Origin of the sequence: Lentilitoribacter sp. Alg239-R112, assembly GCF_900537175.1 — a bacterium.
Lineage (GTDB): Bacteria > Pseudomonadota > Alphaproteobacteria > Rhizobiales > Rhizobiaceae > Lentilitoribacter.
In genome coordinates, this window is sequence record NZ_LS999833.1 from 2673214 (window position 1) to 2695248 (window position 22035).

22 protein-coding genes, 1 tRNA gene and 1 rRNA gene are annotated in these 22035 nt (G+C 44.1%); 4 read left to right on the forward strand and 20 right to left on the reverse strand.

Annotated elements, in window-relative coordinates; translation table 11 throughout:
• Positions 1 to 4: 4 nt before the first annotated feature.
• Genes G3W54_RS13130 through G3W54_RS13140 form a run of 3 tightly spaced genes read right to left on the reverse strand, consistent with a single transcriptional unit; the run spans position 5 to position 3629 of the window.
• Positions 5 to 1735 carry an ABC transporter ATP-binding protein gene (locus tag G3W54_RS13130; RefSeq protein WP_162653470.1) on the reverse strand — a complete coding sequence of 577 codons (1731 nt, stop codon included), beginning with the start codon at positions 1733 to 1735 and terminating at the stop codon, positions 5 to 7.
• Positions 1735 to 2652: an ABC transporter permease gene (locus G3W54_RS13135; protein ID WP_162653471.1), complete on the reverse strand. Its 918-nt coding sequence runs from the start codon at positions 2650 to 2652 to the stop codon at positions 1735 to 1737. The genes G3W54_RS13130 and G3W54_RS13135 overlap by 1 nt, the downstream gene beginning before the upstream one ends.
• The gene (locus tag G3W54_RS13140; RefSeq protein ID WP_162653472.1) at positions 2652 to 3629 is read right to left on the reverse strand and encodes an ABC transporter permease; all 978 of its coding nucleotides are present in this window, start codon (positions 3627 to 3629) and stop codon (positions 2652 to 2654) included. Before G3W54_RS13140 ends, G3W54_RS13135 begins: the two co-directional genes overlap by 1 nt.
• 135 nt (positions 3630 to 3764) lie before the next feature.
• Here G3W54_RS13140 and G3W54_RS13145 point away from each other — a divergent pair, with 135 nt between their 5' ends.
• Positions 3765 to 5339 carry an ABC transporter substrate-binding protein gene (locus G3W54_RS13145; RefSeq protein ID WP_197742835.1) on the forward strand — a complete coding sequence of 525 codons (1575 nt, stop codon included), beginning with the start codon at positions 3765 to 3767 and terminating at the stop codon, positions 5337 to 5339.
• 47 nt (positions 5340 to 5386) lie between these two features.
• Here the strand turns inward: G3W54_RS13145 and G3W54_RS13150 are convergent, their stop codons facing one another.
• On the reverse strand, positions 5387 to 6580 hold the full coding sequence (locus G3W54_RS13150; RefSeq protein WP_162653473.1) for an alpha-D-ribose 1-methylphosphonate 5-triphosphate diphosphatase: 1194 nt from the start codon (positions 6578 to 6580) through the stop codon (positions 5387 to 5389).
• A gap of 74 nt (positions 6581 to 6654) precedes the next feature.
• Between G3W54_RS13150 and G3W54_RS13155 the strand changes: the two genes are divergently transcribed.
• Positions 6655 to 7350 (forward strand): DUF1045 domain-containing protein, encoded by a 696-nt coding sequence (locus G3W54_RS13155; RefSeq protein ID WP_162653474.1) that lies wholly within the window; start codon positions 6655 to 6657, stop codon positions 7348 to 7350.
• Here the strand turns inward: G3W54_RS13155 and phnN are convergent.
• From phnN to phnG, 7 genes are read right to left on the reverse strand one after another with little or no spacing between them, the layout of a single operon-like run.
• The gene (gene phnN / locus G3W54_RS13160; protein WP_210253519.1) at positions 7319 to 7882 is read right to left on the reverse strand and encodes a phosphonate metabolism protein/1,5-bisphosphokinase (PRPP-forming) PhnN; all 564 of its coding nucleotides are present in this window, start codon (positions 7880 to 7882) and stop codon (positions 7319 to 7321) included. The two genes, G3W54_RS13155 and phnN, sit on opposite strands and share 32 nt — an antisense overlap.
• Positions 7879 to 8562: a phosphonate C-P lyase system protein PhnL gene (phnL, locus tag G3W54_RS13165; protein WP_162653475.1), complete on the reverse strand. Its 684-nt coding sequence runs from the start codon at positions 8560 to 8562 to the stop codon at positions 7879 to 7881. The genes phnN and phnL overlap by 4 nt, the downstream gene beginning before the upstream one ends.
• A 1-nt stretch (position 8563) precedes the next feature.
• Positions 8564 to 9334: a phosphonate C-P lyase system protein PhnK gene (phnK, locus tag G3W54_RS13170; RefSeq protein WP_162653476.1), complete on the reverse strand. Its 771-nt coding sequence runs from the start codon at positions 9332 to 9334 to the stop codon at positions 8564 to 8566.
• A complete protein-coding gene (locus G3W54_RS13175) occupies positions 9331 to 10209 on the reverse strand; it encodes an alpha-D-ribose 1-methylphosphonate 5-phosphate C-P-lyase PhnJ (RefSeq protein ID WP_162653477.1) in 879 nt (292 codons plus the stop codon). Before G3W54_RS13175 ends, phnK begins: the two co-directional genes overlap by 4 nt.
• Complete coding sequence (locus G3W54_RS13180) at positions 10206 to 11378, reverse strand: carbon-phosphorus lyase complex subunit PhnI (RefSeq protein ID WP_162653478.1); 1173 nt, start codon at positions 11376 to 11378, stop codon at positions 10206 to 10208. Before G3W54_RS13180 ends, G3W54_RS13175 begins: the two co-directional genes overlap by 4 nt.
• Positions 11378 to 11959: a phosphonate C-P lyase system protein PhnH gene (gene phnH, locus G3W54_RS13185; RefSeq protein ID WP_162653479.1), complete on the reverse strand. Its 582-nt coding sequence runs from the start codon at positions 11957 to 11959 to the stop codon at positions 11378 to 11380. The genes G3W54_RS13180 and phnH overlap by 1 nt, the downstream gene beginning before the upstream one ends.
• The gene (gene phnG / locus G3W54_RS13190; RefSeq protein ID WP_162653480.1) at positions 11956 to 12414 is read right to left on the reverse strand and encodes a phosphonate C-P lyase system protein PhnG; all 459 of its coding nucleotides are present in this window, start codon (positions 12412 to 12414) and stop codon (positions 11956 to 11958) included. The genes phnH and phnG overlap by 4 nt, the downstream gene beginning before the upstream one ends.
• A gap of 99 nt (positions 12415 to 12513) precedes the next feature.
• On the opposite strand from phnG, the gene phnF reads away from it, so the two are divergent.
• Together phnF and G3W54_RS13200 are read left to right on the forward strand one after the other, a co-directional pair.
• Positions 12514 to 13278 carry a phosphonate metabolism transcriptional regulator PhnF gene (gene phnF, locus G3W54_RS13195; RefSeq protein WP_162653481.1) on the forward strand — a complete coding sequence of 255 codons (765 nt, stop codon included), beginning with the start codon at positions 12514 to 12516 and terminating at the stop codon, positions 13276 to 13278.
• A 67-nt stretch (positions 13279 to 13345) separates the two neighbouring features.
• Positions 13346 to 14572 (forward strand): glycerophosphodiester phosphodiesterase family protein, encoded by a 1227-nt coding sequence (locus G3W54_RS13200; protein WP_162653482.1) that lies wholly within the window; start codon positions 13346 to 13348, stop codon positions 14570 to 14572.
• Between the two features lie 70 nt (positions 14573 to 14642).
• On the opposite strand, the gene G3W54_RS13205 is transcribed toward G3W54_RS13200, so the two are convergent.
• The 9 genes from G3W54_RS13205 to rrf all read right to left on the reverse strand — a co-directional run bounded on the left by G3W54_RS13205 (position 14643) and on the right by rrf (position 21752).
• Positions 14643 to 15257 carry a chloramphenicol acetyltransferase gene (locus G3W54_RS13205; RefSeq protein ID WP_162653483.1) on the reverse strand — a complete coding sequence of 205 codons (615 nt, stop codon included), beginning with the start codon at positions 15255 to 15257 and terminating at the stop codon, positions 14643 to 14645.
• 2 nt (positions 15258 to 15259) lie between these two features.
• The gene (locus tag G3W54_RS13210; RefSeq protein ID WP_162653484.1) at positions 15260 to 15937 is read right to left on the reverse strand and encodes an SDR family NAD(P)-dependent oxidoreductase; all 678 of its coding nucleotides are present in this window, start codon (positions 15935 to 15937) and stop codon (positions 15260 to 15262) included.
• A 3-nt stretch (positions 15938 to 15940) separates the two neighbouring features.
• On the reverse strand, positions 15941 to 17281 hold the full coding sequence (gene phnE / locus G3W54_RS13215) for a phosphonate ABC transporter, permease protein PhnE (protein ID WP_162653485.1): 1341 nt from the start codon (positions 17279 to 17281) through the stop codon (positions 15941 to 15943).
• Positions 17278 to 18144, reverse strand: a complete 867-nt coding sequence (gene phnE / locus G3W54_RS13220) for a phosphonate ABC transporter, permease protein PhnE (protein ID WP_162653486.1) — start codon at positions 18142 to 18144, stop codon at positions 17278 to 17280. The genes phnE (G3W54_RS13215) and phnE (G3W54_RS13220) overlap by 4 nt, the downstream gene beginning before the upstream one ends.
• 82 nt (positions 18145 to 18226) lie before the next feature.
• The gene (gene phnD / locus G3W54_RS13225; protein WP_162653487.1) at positions 18227 to 19138 is read right to left on the reverse strand and encodes a phosphonate ABC transporter substrate-binding protein; all 912 of its coding nucleotides are present in this window, start codon (positions 19136 to 19138) and stop codon (positions 18227 to 18229) included.
• A 58-nt stretch (positions 19139 to 19196) separates the two neighbouring features.
• Positions 19197 to 20009, reverse strand: a complete 813-nt coding sequence (phnC, locus tag G3W54_RS13230; RefSeq protein WP_162653708.1) for a phosphonate ABC transporter ATP-binding protein — start codon at positions 20007 to 20009, stop codon at positions 19197 to 19199.
• 189 nt (positions 20010 to 20198) lie between these two features.
• Positions 20199 to 20801, reverse strand: coding sequence for a hypothetical protein (locus tag G3W54_RS13235; protein ID WP_162653488.1), 603 nt, complete (start codon positions 20799 to 20801; stop codon positions 20199 to 20201).
• Between the two features lie 516 nt (positions 20802 to 21317).
• Positions 21318 to 21394, reverse strand: a tRNA-Met gene (locus G3W54_RS13240).
• A 243-nt stretch (positions 21395 to 21637) separates the two neighbouring features.
• Positions 21638 to 21752, reverse strand: a 5S ribosomal RNA gene (rrf, locus tag G3W54_RS13245).
• Positions 21753 to 22035 lie beyond the last annotated feature (283 nt).

Below are 22035 nucleotides of genomic sequence, written 5' to 3' on the forward strand. Positions count from 1 at the left end.
ACATCTAGCTGCGAATAAATTCAACTGATGGTGTTTGCTGTAAAAGGGAAATACTATAGTCCGCCGTGGGGCCAGCAAAAAACGCCTCAACATCGCCAGTCTCAACCAAAGTGCCATTCTTCAAGACAGCAATTCGGTCAGACATTTGCCTGATCACCGCCAAATTGTGACTTATAAACAAGATCGAAAGCCCGAAACTATCTTGAATATCTTTCAAGAGGTTGAGCATCTGCGCTTGTATTGAAACATCGAGCGCTGACGTGGGTTCATCGCAAATTAAAAACTCTGGTCGAGCAACAAGCGCACGCGCCACTGCGATACGCTGGCGTTGCCCGCCAGAAAATTGGTGCGGAAATTTCAACATGGCTCGTTGGGGCATTTCAACAAGCTCCAATACCGAGGCAATGATCTTACGTCTTTCCTCATTATCAGATGCAAGCTTAAAAAAACGAATAGGCTCACCTATGATATTCTCAACACTTCGACGATTATTAAGTGATGAGTAAGGATCTTGAAAAATCATCTGGATTTTTCGACGTGCATCATGATCTCGCGGACGATGGCGACCATAGCCCAATGCCTCTCCTTCAAACTCTATTGTGCCCGCGGAAGGTTTAACAAGACCAACAATTGATTTTGCAAGAGTAGATTTTCCAGACCCACTCTCACCGATAACACCAACTGTTTCACCACGCCGAACTTCCAAGGACACATCCTTTAGCGCTTTAAAGCCAATTTTCTTTTGCCATACAAATGGAGCCTGCGAATGAAAAGTTACATCTACGTTTTGAACCGATAAAACAATATCCGTATTTGCCTCAGATCTTGAGCCACTAAGGAGCCAATCAGAGGCGAATTCCGATGAGGCGCCTTCAACGCGCCAAAGGAGTTCTGGTGTTGAAAGCTCAGGTTTGTCTGCCAGAATATTTGTAAACCGATCGAGTTTCTTGCCAAGCTGCGGGACTGCGGCCATCAACGCTTTAGTGTATTCTTCTGAAGGTGATTGCAACACTTGTCGCGTGGGGCCACTTTCCACTAATTTGCCATTACGAAGAACAGTTACATTATCGGTTATCTTCGCAATTACACCGATATCATGCGTGATAAGAATGAAACCGACTTTTCGCTTATCGGCAAGTTCTCTTATCAAATCCAATATTTGGTTTTGAATTGCAACATCAAGAGCCGTTGTTGGCTCATCGGCAACAATTAAGTCGGGATTGGTACAAAGCGCCAAAGCAATAACAACACGCTGCCTCATTCCTCCAGAAAACTGGTGCGGATAGTCGCCCATCCGCGCTTCGGCATCGTGAATACCTGTCTCTTCCAGCAAGTGAATTGCCTCTTGGCGTGCTTCTTTAACCCCAAGCTTTGAATGTTGCCGAATAGTTTCAAGCAACTGATCTTCAATGGTAAGAAGCGGGTTCAAAGACGTTTGAGGGTCCTGAAAAATCATTGAAATTTTTGCGCCACGTATTTTATGATACGCGCTTTGCGATATTGCGCGCAAATCCATCCCTTGAAAATCAACAGTACCTTCTGCGATATAACCCGGGTTTGGAATAAGCCCAATGATCGCCGCACCAATGGTTGATTTACCCGCGCCAGACTCACCAACAAGACCATGAATTTCGCCAGGCTCCAACGATAGGTTTATATTTTTAATCGCCTGAAAAATCCCAAAACGAGTTGGATATTCAACCGTTAAATTCTGTAGATTCAATAATGCACCCATCAACGAAGCCTCGGATTTAAAACAGTTCGCGCAAAATCACCAAGGATATTGATTGAAATAATAAGAACAATGAGCATCATGGAAGGAAAAACGACAATCCACCACTCGCCGGAAAATATATATTCAGTACCTATGCGAATAAGAGTTCCAAGAGACGGTTGATTTGGCGGAACACCAACACCCAGAAAACTTAATGTTGCCTCCAGTAATATCGCGACAGCTAAATCGACTGTTCCGATAACCAAGAGCGGACCCATAATATTGGGCAATATCGCAACTGCCATAATTCGAATCGGGTGCAGCCCCATAATCTCAGCCGCTTGAACATACTCTTTATTGCGCTCGACAAAGGTTGACGCACGAGCAGTTCGTGCAAAATTAACCCATAGCGAAAGTCCAATTGCTATGGTCAAGACCACGAGCAAAAGGTCTTCATGTTGTTCACGTGGCAAAATCCCCCGAGCAATCCCATCAACCAAAAGCGCAGTTAGAATCGCTGGTAAACTTAACTGGACATCAGCTATTCTCATGATTACTGAATCAAATTTCCCGCCTACATATCCAGCAACTATTCCTAGGCTTGTACCAACCACTGCTGCAAAAATAACGGAAAACAAACCAACCATTAGGGATAGACGCGTGCCATATAATATGGATGAGAATAGATCTCGCCCCTGATCATCCGTTCCAATAAAATAACGAGGATCTCCACCATCCGAAAAACTCGGCGGCAAAAAGCTATCCAGAATATCAAACGTTGCCAAATCATAAGGATCTGTTGGAGAAAGGAGTGGAGCAAAAATTGCAGATAGGATCGAAAGTGCAGCTATAATAAACGCAATCTGACTGATGCGAGAATTTAAAAACAAGTAGATCAGCTCATTTTCCAACTTGATACGCTGCCAGTATTTAATCATTACGCAGCCTCCGCTTTAAGGCGAACACGGGGGTCTATGACGAAATAGAGCACATCTACGATCAGATTGATGATGACGAAAATCAACGCAATCACCACAAGGTAAACAGACATAACTGGAATATCGACATACTTGATACTATCAAGAAACAACAAACCCATACCCGGCCACTGAAACACGCTTTCCGTCACAATAGAAAACGCTATAACACCACCGAATTGTAGGCCAATAATTGTGACAACAGGTATCATCGAATTGCCCAGTGCGTGCCTATAATGCACAGTGCGATAATCAATACCACGCGCGATCGCAAACTTTATAAAGTCAGTATTCATCACGTCTTGCATTTCAGACCGCACTAAACGCATGGTGAGCGTGAGTTGATAAATCCCGAGAGTGAGAGCCGGCAAAATAAGTGCCCGCAAACCATCAATTGTGAGAAAATTTGTTCGCCACCAGCCAATTTGCACCGTTTCGCCACGCCCAAAAGTCGGCAACCATCCAAGCTGTACACCAAAAATAAAGATCAGAAATATTCCAATAACAAATGTTGGAATTGATATCCCGATAAGGGTCGAGACTAGAATAGAATTTGCCAAGACACCATCACTCTTAAGCGCTGTGTAAACACCGGCTGGCACTCCAACAATCAGAGATATCAGAAGCGACACGAGGCCAAGTTCAATTGTAGCAGGTATTCTTGCAAGCAACATCTCACCAATCGGCTGGCGCGTGCGATAGGAGAATCCAAATTCACCTTCAACGAGATTGCCCAAAAATCGCAGATATTGTGATATAATGGGATCATTTAGTCCAAGCTGTTGACGTAAGCGCTCTTGATCTTCAATCGAAGTTTCCTGTCCAACCATCACAGCAACAGGGTCGCCCACAAACCGAAACAAGGCAAATGCCAATAAGCTTACAGCAAGCATGACAAATATTGATTGTATTAAACGTCGAACAACAAAACCTGTCATAAAGCACTCCCAATCGAGTGATCTTGCCAAGTTAAATTGCATTTGGCTAGCGAAATTTTAAACTAGTCACGAGAGATTACATATGCTTAGCTCCCGCTACGCCTCACCCGATCAAAAACCATTAGTGGGAGAACTATGATGAAAATACTAGGCATTTCCGGAGTTGCACTCATTACGCTGTCGCTCTCAGTCAGCTCATTGTCAGCTGAAACATTTAGATGGGCGGGTAAAACTGACCCGCAAACTATGGATCCGCACGCTGTTAGCTCTGCACCCGTGTTGGGATTCCTTAATAATATTTATGAAGGCCTTGTTCGCAGAAACAAGCAAATGAAGATCGAAGCATCTCTTGCGGAAAGCTGGGAACCGTTGGGTTTGGATGGCTGGCGCTTTAACCTGCGAAAGGGTGTTAAATTTCAGGATGGATCAGACTTCAATGCAGAGGATGTAATGTTTTCTTACGAGCGCGCTGCTTCCGAAGAATCGGACGTACGCTCCTGGTTTGCAGTTGTATCTGAAGTCATCGTGCAAGATGATTACACAATTGACTTTATGACCAAAGCACCAAACCCACTCTTTCCAAATAGTATCGCGAATTTCCTGATCATGGATAAGACATGGACGGAGAGCAATGACGCGGCACGACCTTCAAAAGAAGCTGAAAACTTTGCGACACGTAACGCAAACGGAACCGGCGCATTTGCATTAACATCTCGCGATCCCGGGGTACGCACAACCTTGGCACCATATGCAGGTTGGTGGGGTGAAATGGAAAGCAATGTAACTGAAGCCATCTATACTCCGATTGGCGAGGCTTCAACAGGAATTGCCGCACTTTTGTCCGGCGAAATAGATATGATCGAGCCAATTCCTCTACAAGATGTACCACGCATGAAGCAACGTTCTGGCTTTACTGTGCATGAAGGGGTGGAAGCACGTGTTTTGATGTTTGGTTTCGGTCATGAATCAAATGTGCTTAAATATTCAAATGAAACAAGTGACAAAAATCCGTTTCAGGATGCACGTGTCCGTAAGGCCATCTATCAAGCTATTGATGTGAACGCTTTAACAAGCAAAGTTATGCGCGGAACAGCTGCACCAGCATCCCAACTCGTATCTAAAGATATGCAAGGGTATTCAACAAGTTTGGCGGATCGCTTTCCACTTGATGTCGAGGCATCTAAGAAATTACTCGCCGAAGCGGGGTATCCAAATGGGTTTTCCTTTGGTCTCATGTGCCCGAATGATCGGTATATAAATGACGAAGCTATTTGTCGTACAACAGCGTCTATGCTCGCAAAAATTGGTGTTGAAGCTAAATTAACAACGATGCCGGTCCGTAGTTATTGGTCCGAACTGCGTGCAGATAATTTCGACATGTATCTTCTTGGATGGGCACCAGGTACATTTGATGCAGAGCAACCATTGCGCTTTCTTGCATCGACGCCAAACAAGGAGAAAAAACTTGGTTCATGGAACTTCGGCGGTTACTCAAATGCACGAGTTGATGAATTGCTGCCGATGATACAAACGGAAATTGATGATGAAAAACGTCAGGCAATGATTGATGAAGCTCATAAGCTCATTCAAGATGAAGTTGCTTATATTCCGATGTATGTTCAACCGCTCATCTGGGCGACAAAAGACAATATTTCTTTGACACAACGAACAGATAATTTCTTTATTCTGCGCTGGGTAACAGTCAACTAAACCAGAATATACTATCGAATAAAAACCCGCTATATGCGGGTTTTTTATTAAGCGACGCGAACTCCACCAACCCAAAGACCTCTCGTCAGCGGCAAGCTCTCAATAAGGCCGAACCTGAGCAAATCAGCACGCTTTCCAACTTCTAAAACCCCACGATCATCTAAACTTGCTGCTTTTGCAGGAGCGGCAGTTGCTTTGGCTAGACCATTAGCCATATTGCCGCTTTCAAGTCCAAGACGCACGCAAGCAGCGAGAAGAGACGATGGCGCATAATCAGAGCTAAAAATATCAAGCAAATCATGCTCCACTAACTCATGCGCGGCAACATTGCCGGAGTGAGAACCGCCCCGCAGCAGATTTGGTGCACCCATCATAACACCGATACGACTTGCATTACATTCGCGAGCAGCTTCCAAAGTCGTTGGGAACTCCGCTACACCAACGCCTATTTTAACTGATTCTACAACATCACTTTGTGTTGTATCATCATGGCTGGCGAGAATAGCACCCAGATTACGACCCATCTCTGCTGCTGCCTTATTGTGCTTCTCGCCATTCTCCTGCTGTAGCTTTCTCAATCTACCAAAATGGGCTTCAATTTCATCATCCGTCATAGAGTGTTTGCCGCGGAGATATTCAGCCAGTTTTTCCGTATCACGAAATTGTCTTTGCCCGGGCGTGTGATCCATAAGACTTACAATTCCGACTTGGTCATTTTGATCGAATTCTTCTATTTCTTCGAGAAGCGTTTCAGAACAAATTTCCGCCCGTAGATGCAGAAGGTGGTTTATGCGAAGCATGTTCTGATTGCGCATGAAACTTATATTCGTTGCAACTTCACGCGCATATTTTTTATACCCACCGCGTTTTCCTTCAGATGGAAGTGAACCGACGCGCAGCGCATCGAAGACTGTCGTAATTCCTACGCTCGCCAGTTCCGCATCATGTGATGAAATAGCAGCATATGGCGGCCAATGCGCACCGGGGCGTGGCTGTAAGTGCCGCTCCAGATTATCCGTGTGAAGCTCCACAAGTCCGGGAGACAAATAATCCCCTTCGCAATCGATACTATTGCCAGCGCTTATTACACCGGACGTATCAATATCCGCAATCAATCCATTTTCTACACGGAGAGAGCCTTTTACAATCTCATGACCAAGAACAAGATTTGCATTCGTGAAAACAACATCATCTGATGCAAGTAAGTTGTTTTGACTATCTATAACCTGATGATTGTTCATACAAAATCCTATATCGTAATAATGCTGTAATATTACAGTGTTTGATGGGGTTAAACTAAATATGGAACAGTTTTATGACGACTTATAATCGCCTTGCCATTTTTTATGCACCAGCAAGCAAAAGCCCCTTGGCGCAATTTGGCTCTAAATGGTTGGGTTGGGATGTTGAAAAAGCGAGCAATGCCAAGCATCCTGATATCCAGTCTCTTCCAGCGCCCATACCCGACATCGTAGCGACGCCGCAAAAATATGGATTTCATGGTACCTTGAAGGCTCCTTTTAAGCTGAACCCAACCAAATCTTGCGATGAATTGCGCACAGCTCTGCAAACATTCTGCAAAAATACACCCAAATTTACCATTGGAAAAATGAAAGTGGCACAGTTGGGAAACTTCGTGGCGATTATTCAAAAAAATCAGTCCATGGAATTGCGCAATTTGGCGGCAACAATTGTCGAACATTTTGAAGAATTTAGAGCTCCATTGGGCGAAAGCGATATCGTCAAACGTCGAAGGGCTAACCTCACCCAAAGACAGGATGAATTGATGCTTAGATGGGGCTACCCTTACGTTTTTGAAGAATTCAAATTTCATCTCACCCTCACTGGAAGACTTGATGAAAATGACGCAGAAACCACGAAGAACATCTTATCTGAACATCTATCGGACATATTAAGCAAGCCACTCAAAGCGGATGACATTTGTCTGTATGGAGAACGTAATGATGGAAAATTTGAAATCATTGAACGGTTTCCTCTTTGCAGCGAATGACTTTTTTAAGCTGGTCCACCGCAACTTGTAGCTCACCATCATTTGAAATCGTTACGACATTACTGCCCACCGGAGCTTTATAATTTGCTCTACTCAAACGATTTTGTACATCATCCGCAGATTCTCGCCCGCGCTCAGTAAGTCGCTTTTCAAGCGTTTCCTGACTTGCCAAAATCATGACAACTTTCAAATCAGGATATTTTTCTTCTGCGGCTGGCAATGCAGCCCTTGAACCATTGAACAAAACAGTTCGCCCTATACGTAAATAATCATCAATTACCGCCGGTACACCATAGTTCAATCCATGAGCTGTCCACTCCAATGCAAACTCTCCATCGGATTGTCGTTGCATAAATTCTTCTTGGCTTACCCCGATAAAGTCCTCTCCTCCAGCATCACCCGGTCGTGTGATAATACGTTTGGCCAATACAATATCAGGACATTGAACCTTAAGTGTTTGCATTATTGTGTCTTTACCAACTCCAGACGGGCCGACAATCGCAACGAGTTGTCCTTTGATATCACTCATCATGCGGCAACTTTTGGTGTGAATACTGAAACATCAATTTGCTGATCACAAACCCGGTCTCGAGCCGCTTCATCATGAAAAATACCAATAATCGCGGCACCGCGTGCTTTTGCCTCTTCAATAAGAGATAATACGGTTTCACGGTTCTTAGCATCCAAACTAGCTGTTGGCTCATCCAGCAACATCGCCGGATATGTATGCGCAAAACCGCGTGCGATATTAACGCGCTGCTGCTCACCACCGGAGAATGTGAGTGGCGACAATTGCCATAGATTTTGTGGTATCCGAAGCCTTGCAAGCAGCTCTTTAGCACGCGCTTCTGCTACATCCACGTCAACACCAATCTTAAGTAATGGCTCCGCCACAACATTGAGCGTTGAAACACGAGGTACAACGCGCAAAAACTGGCTGACATAGCCAAGTGTTGTCTTGCGAAGCTCTATAATATCTCTGGGCTCAGCCTGCACAACATCAAGATCGCCGATGAGAATTTGCCCATCTTGAGTTAGGTAATTTCCGTAGATCATCCGCATAAGTGTTGATTTACCAGAACCGGAACTGCCAGTAAGCGCCACGCATTCACCCGCTTTTACAACAAGATTTGCATCACGCATTACCTTGATAGACGTAGCGCCCTGATTATGGAGCGTGAAGGTTTTTGATACGTTCTTAATCTCAATCATATTACACCTGTAGAACCGATGATACGAGCAATTGTGTGTAGGCATGTTGCGGATCGTCTAAAACCTGATCTGTCAAACCGCTTTCAACGACGTGGCCAGATTTCATCACCATCAACCGATCAGCAAGAAGACGTACGACGGCCAAATCATGCGTTACAATGATAGCAGATAATCCAAGCTCTCGGACAAGACTTCGGATTAAATCAAGCAAGCGAGCCTGAACAGATACATCCAACCCACCCGTCGGCTCGTCCATAAATACCAGACGCGGGCCTGTGATTAAGTTCCGCGCAATTTGCAAACGCTGCTGCATACCCCCTGAAAAAGCACTTGGTCGATCGTCGATCCGATCCTCTGAAATTTCAACCTTCTCCAGCCAGTTAATTGACTGTGATCGAATCTGCCCATAGTGCCGATCACCAACCGCCATTAGGCGTTCACCCATATTGCCGCCAGCAGAAATTCCCATGCGCAATCCATCACGGGCATTTTGATGCACAAATGCCCAATCCGTGCGCGACAACATTCTGCGCTCAGGTTCAGACATAAGGAGTGTATCTTTAAGCCCCTCAATGCGAGTGTTGAACAAAACCTCTCCTGCATCAGGTTCGAGATGGCCGGCCATGCAATTCAGCAATGTTGATTTTCCAGACCCGCTCTCACCCACAATTCCCATCACTTCACCGGGATAAAGATCAAAGGACACATCCTTGCAGCCAATTCGATTACCATAATTCTTGGCAATATTTTTCACTTGGAACAAAGGTGTCATAGCACGCTACCTTCCATATCTGACTGAGGAACACCTTCACTTCCAATGAAACCTTGCTGCCGGCGCGTTTCACAATAATCCGTGTCAGAGCAAACAAACATTCTACCACCATCATCATCAATGATCACTTCATCAAGATAAGTGTTATCAGCATCACAAAGCGCACATTTGCCTTCCGCTTTCATTGCTTCAAATGGATAATCTTCAAAATCGAGACTAACAATTTTTGTATAGGGCGGGATGGCATAAATACGCTGCTCACGCCCCGCACCAAAGAGTTGAATTGCTGACATTTCCAGTTTCGGATTGTCAAATTTTGGAATGGGTGACGGGTCCATAACATAACGCCCTTCTACCTTAACCGGATAAGAATAAGATGTCGCTATTTGCCCATGTTGAGATATATCCTCATAAAGCTTTACATACATAAGACCATATTCTTCGAGCGCATGCATTTTCCGCGTTTCAGTTTCTCGTGGTTCAAGAAAACGAAGCGGTTCGGGGATTGGAACCTGATAAACCAAAACCTGATCCTCACTCAATTCTTCTTCCGGAATCCGGTGCCTTGTTTGAATAAGTGTCGCATCAGATGTTCGACCAGTTGTTTGAACACCTGCGGTCTTTTCAAAAAACTTGCGAATGGATACAGCGTTGGTCGTATCATCTGCACCCTGATCAATCACTTTTAAAACATCATCAGGCATCAAACATGCCGCAGACACCTGCACACCGCCTGTCCCCCAACCATAAGGCATTGGCATTTCACGGCTGGCAAAGGGTACTTGATATCCGGGTATTGCCAATCCTTTTAAAATCGCTCGGCGGATCATCCGTTTTGTTTGCTCGTCAAGATAAGCAAAATTATACTCGTTCATTCTGCTGCCTCCAAATTCGCCTCTTGTTGGGTTTCATTTTCTTGATTTTTCATAGCCTCACTACGAATTTTTCGAATGAGCTCGAGTTCAGATTGGAAATCCACATAATGGGGTAGTTTGATATGCTCCAAGAAACCTGTCGCTTGAATATTATCGCAATGATAAAGGACAAACTCCTCATCCTGCGCAGGCGCACCGACAAAATCTTCACCCAATTCTTTCCATCGAAGTGCGCGATCAACCAGCGCCATCGAGATGGATTTTCGCTCCGATTGTCCAAAAACCAACCCGTATCCACGTGTGAATTGTGGCGGCTCTTTTTTTGAACCTTTAAACTGGTTGACGGTCTCACACTCTGTCACCAGCACTTCGCCAATATCGATAGTAAATCCGAGTTCGGGGATCTCCATCTCCACCGGGCAATAACCAATACGCAATTCACCGACAAACGCATGATTTCGCGCATATCCGCGTTGCGTGGAATAAGCTAAGCCTAAGACAAAACCTTCATCCCCTCGAGTAAGAGCCTGCAATCGTAAAGGGCGTGACGTTGGAAGTTCAAGCGGTTCACGAGTTAAATCTCCCGGTGTTGCGTTACTTTCTACTTCCGTTTGAATGAGGCCATCTTTGTTGAGAAACTCCGTAATATGCGGAATTTCATTTTCGTGATTCCTGTTTGCTTCATTCCCGTTTGCCGCATCATCGTTCTCATAACAAACACTAAGTGCATCAGCCTCTTCTTTCGAAATTATGTCATCACCTTCAGCCGCTAACTTAAAATCGAGAAGCCGGTGCGTGTAATCAAATGTCGGGCCCAAAATCTGTCCGCCAGGGGCGTCCTTGAATGTTGCGGATATGCGCCGTATGCAGCTCATTTGGCCCGTCTCTATTGGTTTGGAATAACCAAATCTTGGCAATGTCGTACGATATGCTCTCATCAGAAAAATAGCTTCGATCAAATCACCACGAGATTGCTTGATCGCGAGTGCGGCTAATTCCTGATCATAAAGGGATCCCTCCGCCATAACGCGCGCTACGGACAAAGCTAGCTGCTCAATGATCTGCGCAAGTGACAAAGCAGGAACTGATCGATCTCCACGACGCTCGTCTGCCAACCATTCATGGGCGGCATCAATGGCACGTTCACCACCTTTTACTGCAACATACATTATGCCACCTCCTCTATGCCGATGACTTTTGCCGTACGGGGTAAAGCTGCAATTTTCGCACCACATGTAAAATAGAAGTCCAAACCAAGCGGGAAAAGTAGTGCATTTTTCTGGAAAGCGTCCGTATCCGGTAAGGAAAGATGCTTTACGGTCTCGATACCTGGGCCAGATAATTCCTGACCATGGGGGGTAAGTTCATCCATCTCGACAATCAATGTTGCTGACCTATCTGGATATTGCGAAGTCCCAATCGAATATTGATCTATGGGTAACAAAGAGCTCCAGTTCCCGATCGCAAACATACAAGTTGCAGCATCGGCAAATTGGGCATTGCAGTGAAATGTAATCCATTCTCGCACTGCAGCACTATCATATTCACCCGCTAGAAAAATTGATGTTTGCCCATCACACAATGTCAAAAGCAACGTGCCCATGGCTGGCGACAACGGCTGAGGAGGCGCTGCGACTGCGAGATCTTCAATCAGGCCAGGCCTCGCCATCACGTTCATAATTTTGCGGAATGCCTGTGCTGATTCTACAGGCGCATCAACAAAGCCACCTTCAAGTGAATTTGTACTCATTGATCTTCCCCCCGAACAAGGGTGAAAAAATCAACTTTGGTTTTTGAGGCTCGCTGATTACGTTTTGCACCAATACCGGAAAGCTCATCTAGAATTGGCTTCAAAACGATATCAGCAAAAACGGTGGCTTTATCACTTTGCATATATGCATCAATAAGTGCGGCCTGCTCTGCCTTCACTTTATCTCGCCCTTGCACGTAAGCATGACCAACGACACCATTTTCAAGCTTCAATGAACATCTGGTGACTGTCATTTCACCAAGATTAAATGCATCACCTTTTCCACCTGCACGACCTTGCACCATCACGCCGCCGATCTCAGGTTTGCGGAGCCATTTAAAATCCGGCGTAAGACCAAGTTCTTCAATCACATTCGAAAATGCAGCTGCCAATGTTGAAGACGGGGCTTTGGCTAGCAAGCTCATCCAATTTTTTCTATCTGCTAAATATTTCATCTAGACAAATTCTCCAATTGTCCATATTACTATACAACTAGACAAATATTGCATGAAATATATGAAATATCCATGCCAATTTTATGAAAGTTATGTGACATGTCGAGAAGCGGCACAAATAACCGAAAATCTAAACCCGTTTGGAAAACCATTGCTGAAATTATTCAAACAGAAATTACAGATGGAATTCACAAACCAGGTGAAAAGCTGCCAACGGAAGCTGCCTTTGTCGAAAGATTTAATGTTAATCGACATACAATTCGCCACGCACTTTCCAGTTTGAACGAAGATGGGATAGTTTTCTCAAAACAAGGATCTGGTGTTTTCGTATCCACTGCTCCAGCCAAATATGAAATCGGAAAACGTGTGAGGTTCCATCAATCAATTGATGGTGAGGGACATAAAGCAAAAAAAGAAACGCTTCATGTTGAAACACGACCTGCTACAAAAGAAGAAGCTCAAGCATTAAAAATCAGTACGACCGACCTGGTACATATCCACGAGGGAATTGCATTTATTGATGATCAACCTGCAGCGCACTTTATATCTGCATATCCGGCAAAAAAACTCCCAAATCTGTTAAACAAATTGGTTGAAACCGGATCAGTAACAAGCGCAATGTCGGTGTGCGGTATTAACGACTATTTTCGAATTGAGACGAGACTTACCGCTGTCCTTTGCAACGCAACAACAGCCATTCATCTAAACTTGAAATCTGGTGCTCCGCTGCTCCGATCTCTGGCATTAAACTGCGATACGAATGGACAAATCATTGAATACGGACGCACATGGTTTTCGGGAAATAATATCGAACTCATCTTCAAAAATGAAGCAAACTCAGAATTTCATAAAACAGTCTCATAAACTTTGACTTAGTGTCACATGTGGGTTCTATCACTCTATAGAAATTTTAAAACCTGGGTGATTTTCAATGATCAAACTGAAAACAACGACAGCAACACTCGCTTGCGCAATTATTACGTCAACAGCATTTGCCGCAGATATTGAATTAGGGCCAAGACCCTTTTATCTGATTGATCAGATGAAACAGAGCGAACTTAAAGAGAAGCTGCTTTCATGTTCCAAGATGGATTTCAAGAAATCTGACTTTTCGATCGGGCATCGCGGCGCTGCAATGCAATTTCCCGAACATACCAAAGAATCCTATAAAGCTGCGGCACGCATGGGCGCAGGCATTATTGAATGTGACGTCACCTTTACCAAGGATAAGGAGCTTGTGTGCCGGCATGCGCAAAACGATCTTCATACAACGACCAATATTCTTGCATCAGATCTCGCGCCACAATGTACATCTGGTTTCATGCCAGCAAATGGCGATAAAAAAGCATCAGCAGAATGCAGAACGTCTGATATCACATTAGCTGAGTTTAAAACACTCAAAGGCAAGATGGATGCGGCAGATCGCTTAGCTAAGGATGTTGAAGCTTATCTGGGTGGAACGGCAGATTGGCGTACTGATCTTTATGCCGCAGAAACCGGCACCCTAATGACGCATGCTCAATCGATTGAGTTGTTCAAATCATTAGATGTTAAGTTTACACCAGAACTCAAATCGCCAGCTGTAGAAATGCCGTTTAATGGTTTTACGCAGGCTGATTACGCCCAGAAAATGATTGATGAATATAAAACAGCTGGCATCCCCGCTTCTGACGTATGGGCACAATCATTTAACCTTGATGATGTTTTATACTGGATCAAAAACGAACCGGAATTTGGCAAACAAGCTGTCTACCTAGATGCGAGTTACAAACGTAAAGATTTCAACGCAAATAATGCTGCTACCTTCAAGCCTCCGATGCAAAAACTCAAAGATTTGGGCGTCAACTATATCGCGCCTCCCATGTGGATGCTTATGACCACAAAGGATGGTAAAATTATTCCGTCTGAATATGCAAATAAAGCCAAGGAAGCTGGCCTAAAAATCATCACCTGGACACTTGAACGTTCAGGACCTCTGCAAACAGGTGGCGGCTGGTATTACCAATCCATCAAAGAGGTAACAAATACCGACGGCATGTTATTTGAGGTGCTTGATGTTCTAGCTCAGGATGTTGGCATCGAAGGTATATTTTCTGATTGGCCTGCAACAGTCACCTACTATGCGAATTGCATGGAGCTGGATAACAAAATTAATTAATCGGAATAACGCATCATCTCAAACACAACGCATGATGATAAATTAAGGCGGGGCATTTGCCCCGTCTTTTTTAGCTTTCGTATTTTTCTAGGAATGCTTCTATATGAAGTGATCTGAAATCCGGCAAAGCGTCTTTAAGTTTGTCATGATCCCAATCCCACCAAGACAAAGCCATCAAGCGTTCAGCAATATCATCTTCAAAACGTTTGCGAAGTGGCACCGCAGGAACACCGGCAACAATCATAAACGGCGCTACGTCTTTCGTCACCACGCTACCAGCCGCAACAACTGAACCATGACCAATATTTAACCCTGGCTTGATAATCGCTTGCGCACCTATCCATGTATCGTGGTCAATATTTGTGCGGCGTGATGCACGTTTTTCGAAAAAATCTGTCCACGGTTCAACATCATCCCAATAATCATTTGTCCGATAAAGCATATGGTGCATGCTTGCCAATTCCATCGGATGATCCGTAGGTCCAATTCGTGAAAATGAAGCTATGTTAGAAAACTTACCAATTGTGGTGTTAGCAATATCAGCATAGCGATCTGTATAGGAATAGTCGCCCAACTCACTATTGAGAATACGAGTTCCCAGACCAAGTTCCGTAAAGCGACCGAACTTGGTGTTTTTTACATCACATTCCGGATGAAGAAATACATCCTCAGATAATCTCGGCATTTCTAATATTCTCTTTCATCGCCATTCCAATGGATAAACTTTCCGGATTGAGACATGGTCAGATTTTTTGCAATATTCCAGATACCAACGCTTACATCATGCGGGTCGATATCAGCTTCAGCACCACCCATATCCGTCCGTACCCAGCCGGGATCAACAACACAAACGCTAATACCCTCGTCCGCCAAATCAGTTGCCAACCCCTGCATAATTTTATTCAGTGCAACTTTTGAAGCACGATAAGCTATCCGATCAGATTTACCATAACCCATCCAAGACATTTGACTGGAGATCGAGATTATTCTTCCACCTTCCACCTTGCGCAAAGCAGGTAAGAAGGTCGTTGAAATATTAAGAGGGGCTACAGAATTTATATTGAAAACTCGGAGAAACTCGTCCGTGCTGGCAGAAACTGTGTCCGTATCTTCTAGACCAATTATGCCAGCATTGTTGATAATAATATCCAACTCACTAATCTGCATAGAAGCCGTTAAAACGGCATCTTGATCCGTTACGTCAAAGATCAAAGGTACAAACTGGCTACCAAATTCCGTAGCAAGATAATCCGCATCACTCGCAGAGCGAACGCTGCCATAGACTTTAAACCCATCATCTAAAGCAACACGTGCGAGCTCAAAACCAATTCCGCGCGCAACTCCTGTAATGAGTACAGAAGGCATATTTTACCCCTTTCCACCAATCAGTTTCCTGCGGAGCCAGCCAGAAATCGTATCCATCATCATCACCATAAGAATTATGAGAATAATGTAATAGCTAACCTCTTCCCAGTCCTTACCAGTGATAATGGCTTGGGTCAGTTGCAGACCAATACCACCACCAACGATCGCGCCAATAACAGTTGCACTACGCGTGTTGGATTCTAAATAATAAAGAATTTGACTTAGAAAAACCGGAATCAATTGAGGGATCACACCAAATCGATAACGCTGCAATGGTTTTGCACCAGTTGATCGAATGCCTTCAATTTGTTTCTCATCCACGTTCTCCAAACTCTCGGAGAACATCTTCCCAAATGTACCTGTATCAGTTAACAAAATCGCGAGCGCACCCGTTAACGGCCCGGGACCGAATGCACGAGACAATATGATGGTCCAAATAAGTCCGTCCACACCGCGTAGAAAATCAAAAATCCTCCGTAGGGAAAAACGCGTCAGCCAAATCGGTGAAAAGTTTTTTGCAGCCATAAAGGCCAAAGGTAGCGCAATCAATGCACCGCCAACAGTGCCCAAAAATGCCATGAGGATCGTTTCAAACAACGCCCATGCAACATCGGAATGGCGCCACATTGGATTATACCAAAAATCATTCCAGATGGCGCTCGCATTGCTTCTAACAGGATCAATTTGATCTGATGAAAATGCTGATCCGACAATCTCGGTGAAACTCATATCGTAGAATGGACTATCGAGTGTAAAGAAAAACATCTCCCAACCAAAAAAGTAACGAAAGACTTGCGTTTTTGTTTTTGTAACACTTACACGGCCAGCATCAGTTGTTATTGTTACACGCGTTTTAGATGCATTGATAAAATCAGGAATATCTTCACTTGGTAACTTAAGATCGACCCCTGATCTCTTTGGCTGAACCTCAACCAAACCATAGTTCGGAATATCATAGTAAACAGTCTTCCCAACAAACTCGATCGCATGCCCCGGCGCTAATGAAACCGTCGCATTGTCGCCATTGATTGTTACCCAATCAGGTGTAACCCCTTTTTTGTAGCGTCCCTTTTTCTCGCCCTCTATGGCAATAGAAAAATCCCCTGCTCCGCGATTGGATTTCAAAACATGGGTTTTATAAGAATAAGTATCAGCTAGAAGTGTTGCTGCCTTGTCCAATTTAGCGCGTTCTGATATCCCTGCAAAATCAAATGAAATTGCTATGTAGATGAAATATGCAACGATCAATAATGGAGCGCCAAAAGCAATAATCTTCTTTCGCGCGAAATTATCTTCGACGAGGTTTCTCACATCGAGTTTATTATCGATAGTAATCGTGCTCATCGGCTTTCTCCAACGAGTTTATTTCTTGCATAACTGGATACTTGATCAACAAATACGATTGTCAGGAACAATAAAATGAAAATAACAGCAGCTTCATCATACCTGCCTTTGCCCCAGCTCATCGCATTTTTCAATTCATAACCAATTCCGCCCGACCCAACAAAACCTAGAATGGCAGAGGCACGAATATTTATTTCAAAACGTAGAAGAGCATAACTCAAGTAATTCGGAATCACCTGTGGGATGATACCGAGCCACATGCGCTGGAACCATGTCGCCCCAACAGATTGGAGACCTTCCACCGACTTAATATCTGCATTTTCATTAACCTCGGAAAATAACTTTCCCAAAGCACCGACTGTGTGAAGTGCAATCGCAATCATGGCAGGAACCGGTCCACCTCCCATAATAAAGATCAAAACGAGCGCGATAACAATTTCTGGCATCGCACGCAAAATATCCATTGAGCGACGAAACACAGGAATTAGTCTTGGCCATTTTGCGAGCCCACGAGTTGCGAGCAGTGAGATAAATACGGCAAAAATCGCACCGATAAGCGTTGCTGCACCTGCAATGTTTATCGTTTCAAGCAAGCTGGGCAGAAAATGTAAAAAATGATCCGGAAACTGCACAATTTTTTCACTTGCATCGGCTAGCATCTCATTTGGAAAATCAAAAATATTGGGCAAACCATCCCAAAAACCGCCTGCGTTTCGATCATTGGCTGTCATGAAGCCGCCGACAAGAAGTGCAACGAACACTGCCAATAAAATTGCATTATAAATTTGCTTACGCTGAACTTGTGCTAAATATTTTTCACGCAATTCAGTCGTTGCGGAGTTTGGTATTGTTTGAGATGACATAAGCTATCTTTAACGAGAGATGTAGGTATTAAAACAAAGGACCACCCTGTTAAGAGTGGCCCTCAAAAGCGCTGAAAATCGATTAGTTTGATTTCAATTTGCGAGCTTCGATAATGACTTCATAAGCATCATGCGTGATTGGCATGAAGCCTTTTGTTTCACCGGCTGCAACGCCATAAGCACAATCAGGGTCCATAGATTGCAGCGAAGCGACTAGGCCAGTCATCTTTACTTTAACATCTGCTGGAAGTGCTTTACGAAGAACGATTGGACCTTCTGGAATTGTTTTTGATTGCCAGATTTTGACCATGTCATTCATGTCAACCAAACCGGCATCAACGGCCTTGCGAAGCGCACCTGAATTGTAACCGTCTTCCCATTCGCCAAGGCCATCAGCCCAGGTTACACCGCCGGCGATTTCACCGTTTGCAACAGCGACAATTGTTTGCTCATGACCGCCAGTGAATTTTACTTCACCGAAATAGTCACCAGATTCCATTGTGGCATTGATATTTTGCGGAATTTCGATTGACGGGATCAAATAACCTGATGTTGAATTTGGATCGCCAAAACCAAATGTTTTACCTTTAAGGTCTTCAAGTGACTTCACGCCTGAATCTTTACGTGCAAAACCAACTGAATAATAACCGTAACCGCCGTCAACATTAACTTTAACAAGCACTGGCTCAACAGCTTCCGGATCAGAAAGGTAGGTCTTTGCATAACCAGATGCACCAAGCCAAGCCATGTCAATTGTACCGCCAAGAAGGCCCTGGATCACACCAGCATAATCAGCGGGCGCGAACAATTTTGTTTCAACACCAAGAAGCTCAGTCGTTTTATCAGCAAGACACTGGTACGAATTCATACGGTCTTGCGCATTTTCACCACCGAGGATGCCGATGCGGAATTCGGAAATTTTTTCCATGCTGTCAGCAAATGCTGCACCTGTCATGAGTGTCGTTGCCATTAGGGCAATAGCTAATTTTTTCATTATCTAATTTCTCCATTAAAGACATAAAAAACCCCGTACATTTCGGGGCTGGGTCATATCATGCAAGCGTTTCTAGCTTGTGATTAGTCTGGGCAAGTGTCTCAACGCTTGTTGAAGTTGCCGATTCTGAAAAGCTCTCATCAGCGCCATAAATTTCACGCGCTGCACCAGCGGTGAGTTCTGCGCCCGTGCCATCAAAGACGATTTTGCCATCACGCATACCAATAACGCGATCGCAATATTTGCGTGCAGTATCAAGTGTGTGAAGATTACATATGACGAGACGTCCATCTTCATCATGGATACGCCTTAGGCTATCCATAACGATCTGTGCATTCATCGGGTCAAGCGATGCGATAGGCTCATCGGCCAAAACAATTTGCGGATCTTGCATCAATGCTCTTGCTATTGCGACACGTTGCTGCTGACCGCCTGAAAGCGCTTCCGCCCGCTTAATTGCATGCTCTTCAATTCCAAGTCGTTCAAGAAGATCGATCGCTGTGTGTATATCGCTCTTTGGATAAAGATTAAACATCGTTGCTAGTGTATTGCGTCTGTTTAACGTTCCATGAAGAACATTGGATACAACATCCAAACGCGGCACCAAATTGAACTGCTGAAAAATCATAGCGCAATCGGATTGCCATTTACGTTTCCCTGCGCCCTCCAACTTTGTGATATCCTTTCCATTAAAAAGGATCGAACCTTCTGTTGGGTCCGCCAGGCGATTTAGCATTCGAAGAACAGTTGATTTGCCTGCGCCCGAGCGTCCAACAATTCCAATGAACTGATCGCGCTCGACAGTAAATTTTACTTTATCTACCGCTGTGGCGGGTCCGAATTTTTTTGTCACATCACGAAATTCAAGCAGCATGTACAAAGTCCCTGGTTCATCTCAAGCGAACATTAAGGCCTTCCCGTCTCAATTTGATGACGGATTTAATACAAATACATGACTAACTAAATAGCTGGTAAGCTCACTCAACAGAGTAGGCAAGAGTTGCCAAATCTCACCCTTGGCTAATGAGATACAAACTTAAAATACATATATTTCTGCAGTTTAATGGAATTTTATGCTGCGATAAAATGCAAGGATAGAATTTTTACGTAACTCCGCATCCGCACCTGTTGGACGCCCTTCAGCGCCAATTAGCATTTTTTCAGTACGTATTCTCTCAAAAACAACATAACCATACCCATCTTTTAGAAAATTAAGCGTGCCATAAAATGTATTCGGTTTAACAAGAAGCCCTGCCGGCTGCCCCTCCAAAACTGTAAAATATACGCGTCTACCGTCTAGCTCTATCCATTCACTACTAATCGTGCTCACTTCTATGCCAGCATATCCTTTTCTCCAAAAATCATATCCGCTTTTAATTATGTTGTCTTTGGTTAATTCGGAGGTTTCTTCATCAACATTCGCGACGCGATTGTAACTCACTCCACGAACTTCCAGAGGTTTGGGCAAAGAATTTACAGCTACATACTCTCCCAACGCATGTGTACCATCAAAAATTTTAGCTCCGTCAGGAACAGGTATCGTAAATTTTTGGGTAGATGATTGATATATCCCACTTTCAAGACTACCCTGCTCAATGGAATTAACAGCACAACCAGAGGCTAATAGAGTAACGGCTATTAATGATAAGTAAAACTTCAACATCTTTAAGTTCTCCTGATGTAAGATTATTTAGCAATAGTCTTAGCGGGTAATCAATACTGGAATGAATTTTGAATGTATCGGTAGGATTTATCTAACTGTTTTCAATAATTTGGATGCGCGATTATTTATTCAGCTATCAGCTGCCCTATGTTTCATAACTACCAGACACAAAGAAGCCCTCACGTTCTACGGTGAGGGCTTTTTTATGTTTGATTGCGGGAGTAGGATTTACATTTTCTGTCCCAATGCGTCATGCTGTGCCCTCCTATTGGGCCCCTGATTAGGTGTCAAAATACTGGATCCCAGCATCTCAATGACAAAAACCTCGCCATTGGGCGAGGCTAATTGGGCAAGTTATGAGTGCTGTTGATTTATTTCTACATCTGGTTATGTAGTATCTCTATTTTATAGGAGTTTTTAAGAAGGCTCTCGATCATTGGCTCTGCCAATGATCTGCCGCGCTAAGTTCGGTTTACTTAGCTAAGATGATGACTTTTTATCGTTGATAAAAAGCGTTGGTTGCGGGAGTAGGATTTGAACCTACGACCTTCAGGTTATGAGCCTGACGAGCTACCGGGCTGCTCCATCCCGCGACAATGGCCTCGAAGAGGCTTTGACGCTGCCTCGCCAGTTAACTTTGCGTAGCAAAGATAACGAGAGAGATGCAATCTAGTTGGTTTAAGTCTTTCAGTTTGCCTTACGGGCGTAACGTGGGACGTTAAACAAGCATTTTCGACCTCACCCAAAGCGAAGTTATTGGTAGGATCCAATGATATTCTGGGTTTGGTAATAGTTTGTATTGTTGATTGTGAGAAGATTAAACATTCCTTTTGCAGACCTGGCAGCGACCTACTCTCCCGCGCCTTAAGACGAAGTACCATCGGCGCTGAGGCGTTTCACGGCCGTGTTCGGAATGGGAACGGGTGCAGCCACCTCGCCATGACCACCAGGTCGGCAAAAGGAATGATTATATAAGAAGCTGGCGGGATAAATCCCTTTTTTGTTGGTTTAAGTCGAGCGCTTCGCCCTATGGGCTCAACGTGCGACGTTAAACTAGTAATCCTGATATTTCAGGAGTTTCGGCGTAAACGCTAATGTTATTGCTTTATCAGTTTAAAACACACGTGAAGCGCAAGCTTCTCGCACGTTTTAAACCACTAAAGAGACATTTTGCTTTGCAAAATGAACATAAGCAATGAGAACAATCAAGCCAATCGAGCTATTAGTAATGGTA

Excerpts from the sequence above, each read along its gene's own strand:
- G3W54_RS13130 (WP_162653470.1), bottom strand. The coding sequence starts at position 1,735 with ATGGGTGCATTATTGAATCTACAGAATTTAACGGTTGAATATCCAACT.
- G3W54_RS13135 (WP_162653471.1), bottom strand. The coding sequence starts at position 2,652 with ATGATTAAATACTGGCAGCGTATCAAGTTGGAAAATGAGCTGATCTAC.
- G3W54_RS13140 (WP_162653472.1), bottom strand. The coding sequence starts at position 3,629 with ATGACAGGTTTTGTTGTTCGACGTTTAATACAATCAATATTTGTCATG.
- G3W54_RS13145 (WP_197742835.1), top strand. The coding sequence starts at position 3,765 with ATGATGAAAATACTAGGCATTTCCGGAGTTGCACTCATTACGCTGTCG.
- G3W54_RS13150 (WP_162653473.1), bottom strand. The coding sequence starts at position 6,580 with ATGAACAATCATCAGGTTATAGATAGTCAAAACAACTTACTTGCATCA.
- G3W54_RS13155 (WP_162653474.1), top strand. The coding sequence starts at position 6,655 with ATGACGACTTATAATCGCCTTGCCATTTTTTATGCACCAGCAAGCAAA.
- phnN (WP_210253519.1), bottom strand. The coding sequence starts at position 7,882 with ATGATGAGTGATATCAAAGGACAACTCGTTGCGATTGTCGGCCCGTCT.
- phnL (WP_162653475.1), bottom strand. The coding sequence starts at position 8,562 with ATGATTGAGATTAAGAACGTATCAAAAACCTTCACGCTCCATAATCAG.
- phnK (WP_162653476.1), bottom strand. The coding sequence starts at position 9,334 with ATGACACCTTTGTTCCAAGTGAAAAATATTGCCAAGAATTATGGTAAT.
- G3W54_RS13175 (WP_162653477.1), bottom strand. The coding sequence starts at position 10,209 with ATGAACGAGTATAATTTTGCTTATCTTGACGAGCAAACAAAACGGATG.
- G3W54_RS13180 (WP_162653478.1), bottom strand. The coding sequence starts at position 11,378 with ATGTATGTTGCAGTAAAAGGTGGTGAACGTGCCATTGATGCCGCCCAT.
- phnH (WP_162653479.1), bottom strand. The coding sequence starts at position 11,959 with ATGAGTACAAATTCACTTGAAGGTGGCTTTGTTGATGCGCCTGTAGAA.
- phnG (WP_162653480.1), bottom strand. The coding sequence starts at position 12,414 with ATGAAATATTTAGCAGATAGAAAAAATTGGATGAGCTTGCTAGCCAAA.
- phnF (WP_162653481.1), top strand. The coding sequence starts at position 12,514 with ATGTCGAGAAGCGGCACAAATAACCGAAAATCTAAACCCGTTTGGAAA.
- G3W54_RS13200 (WP_162653482.1), top strand. The coding sequence starts at position 13,346 with ATGATCAAACTGAAAACAACGACAGCAACACTCGCTTGCGCAATTATT.
- G3W54_RS13205 (WP_162653483.1), bottom strand. The coding sequence starts at position 15,257 with ATGCCGAGATTATCTGAGGATGTATTTCTTCATCCGGAATGTGATGTA.
- G3W54_RS13210 (WP_162653484.1), bottom strand. The coding sequence starts at position 15,937 with ATGCCTTCTGTACTCATTACAGGAGTTGCGCGCGGAATTGGTTTTGAG.
- phnE (WP_162653485.1), bottom strand. The coding sequence starts at position 17,281 with ATGAGCACGATTACTATCGATAATAAACTCGATGTGAGAAACCTCGTC.
- phnE (WP_162653486.1), bottom strand. The coding sequence starts at position 18,144 with ATGTCATCTCAAACAATACCAAACTCCGCAACGACTGAATTGCGTGAA.
- phnD (WP_162653487.1), bottom strand. The coding sequence starts at position 19,138 with ATGAAAAAATTAGCTATTGCCCTAATGGCAACGACACTCATGACAGGT.
- G3W54_RS13235 (WP_162653488.1), bottom strand. The coding sequence starts at position 20,801 with ATGTTGAAGTTTTACTTATCATTAATAGCCGTTACTCTATTAGCCTCT.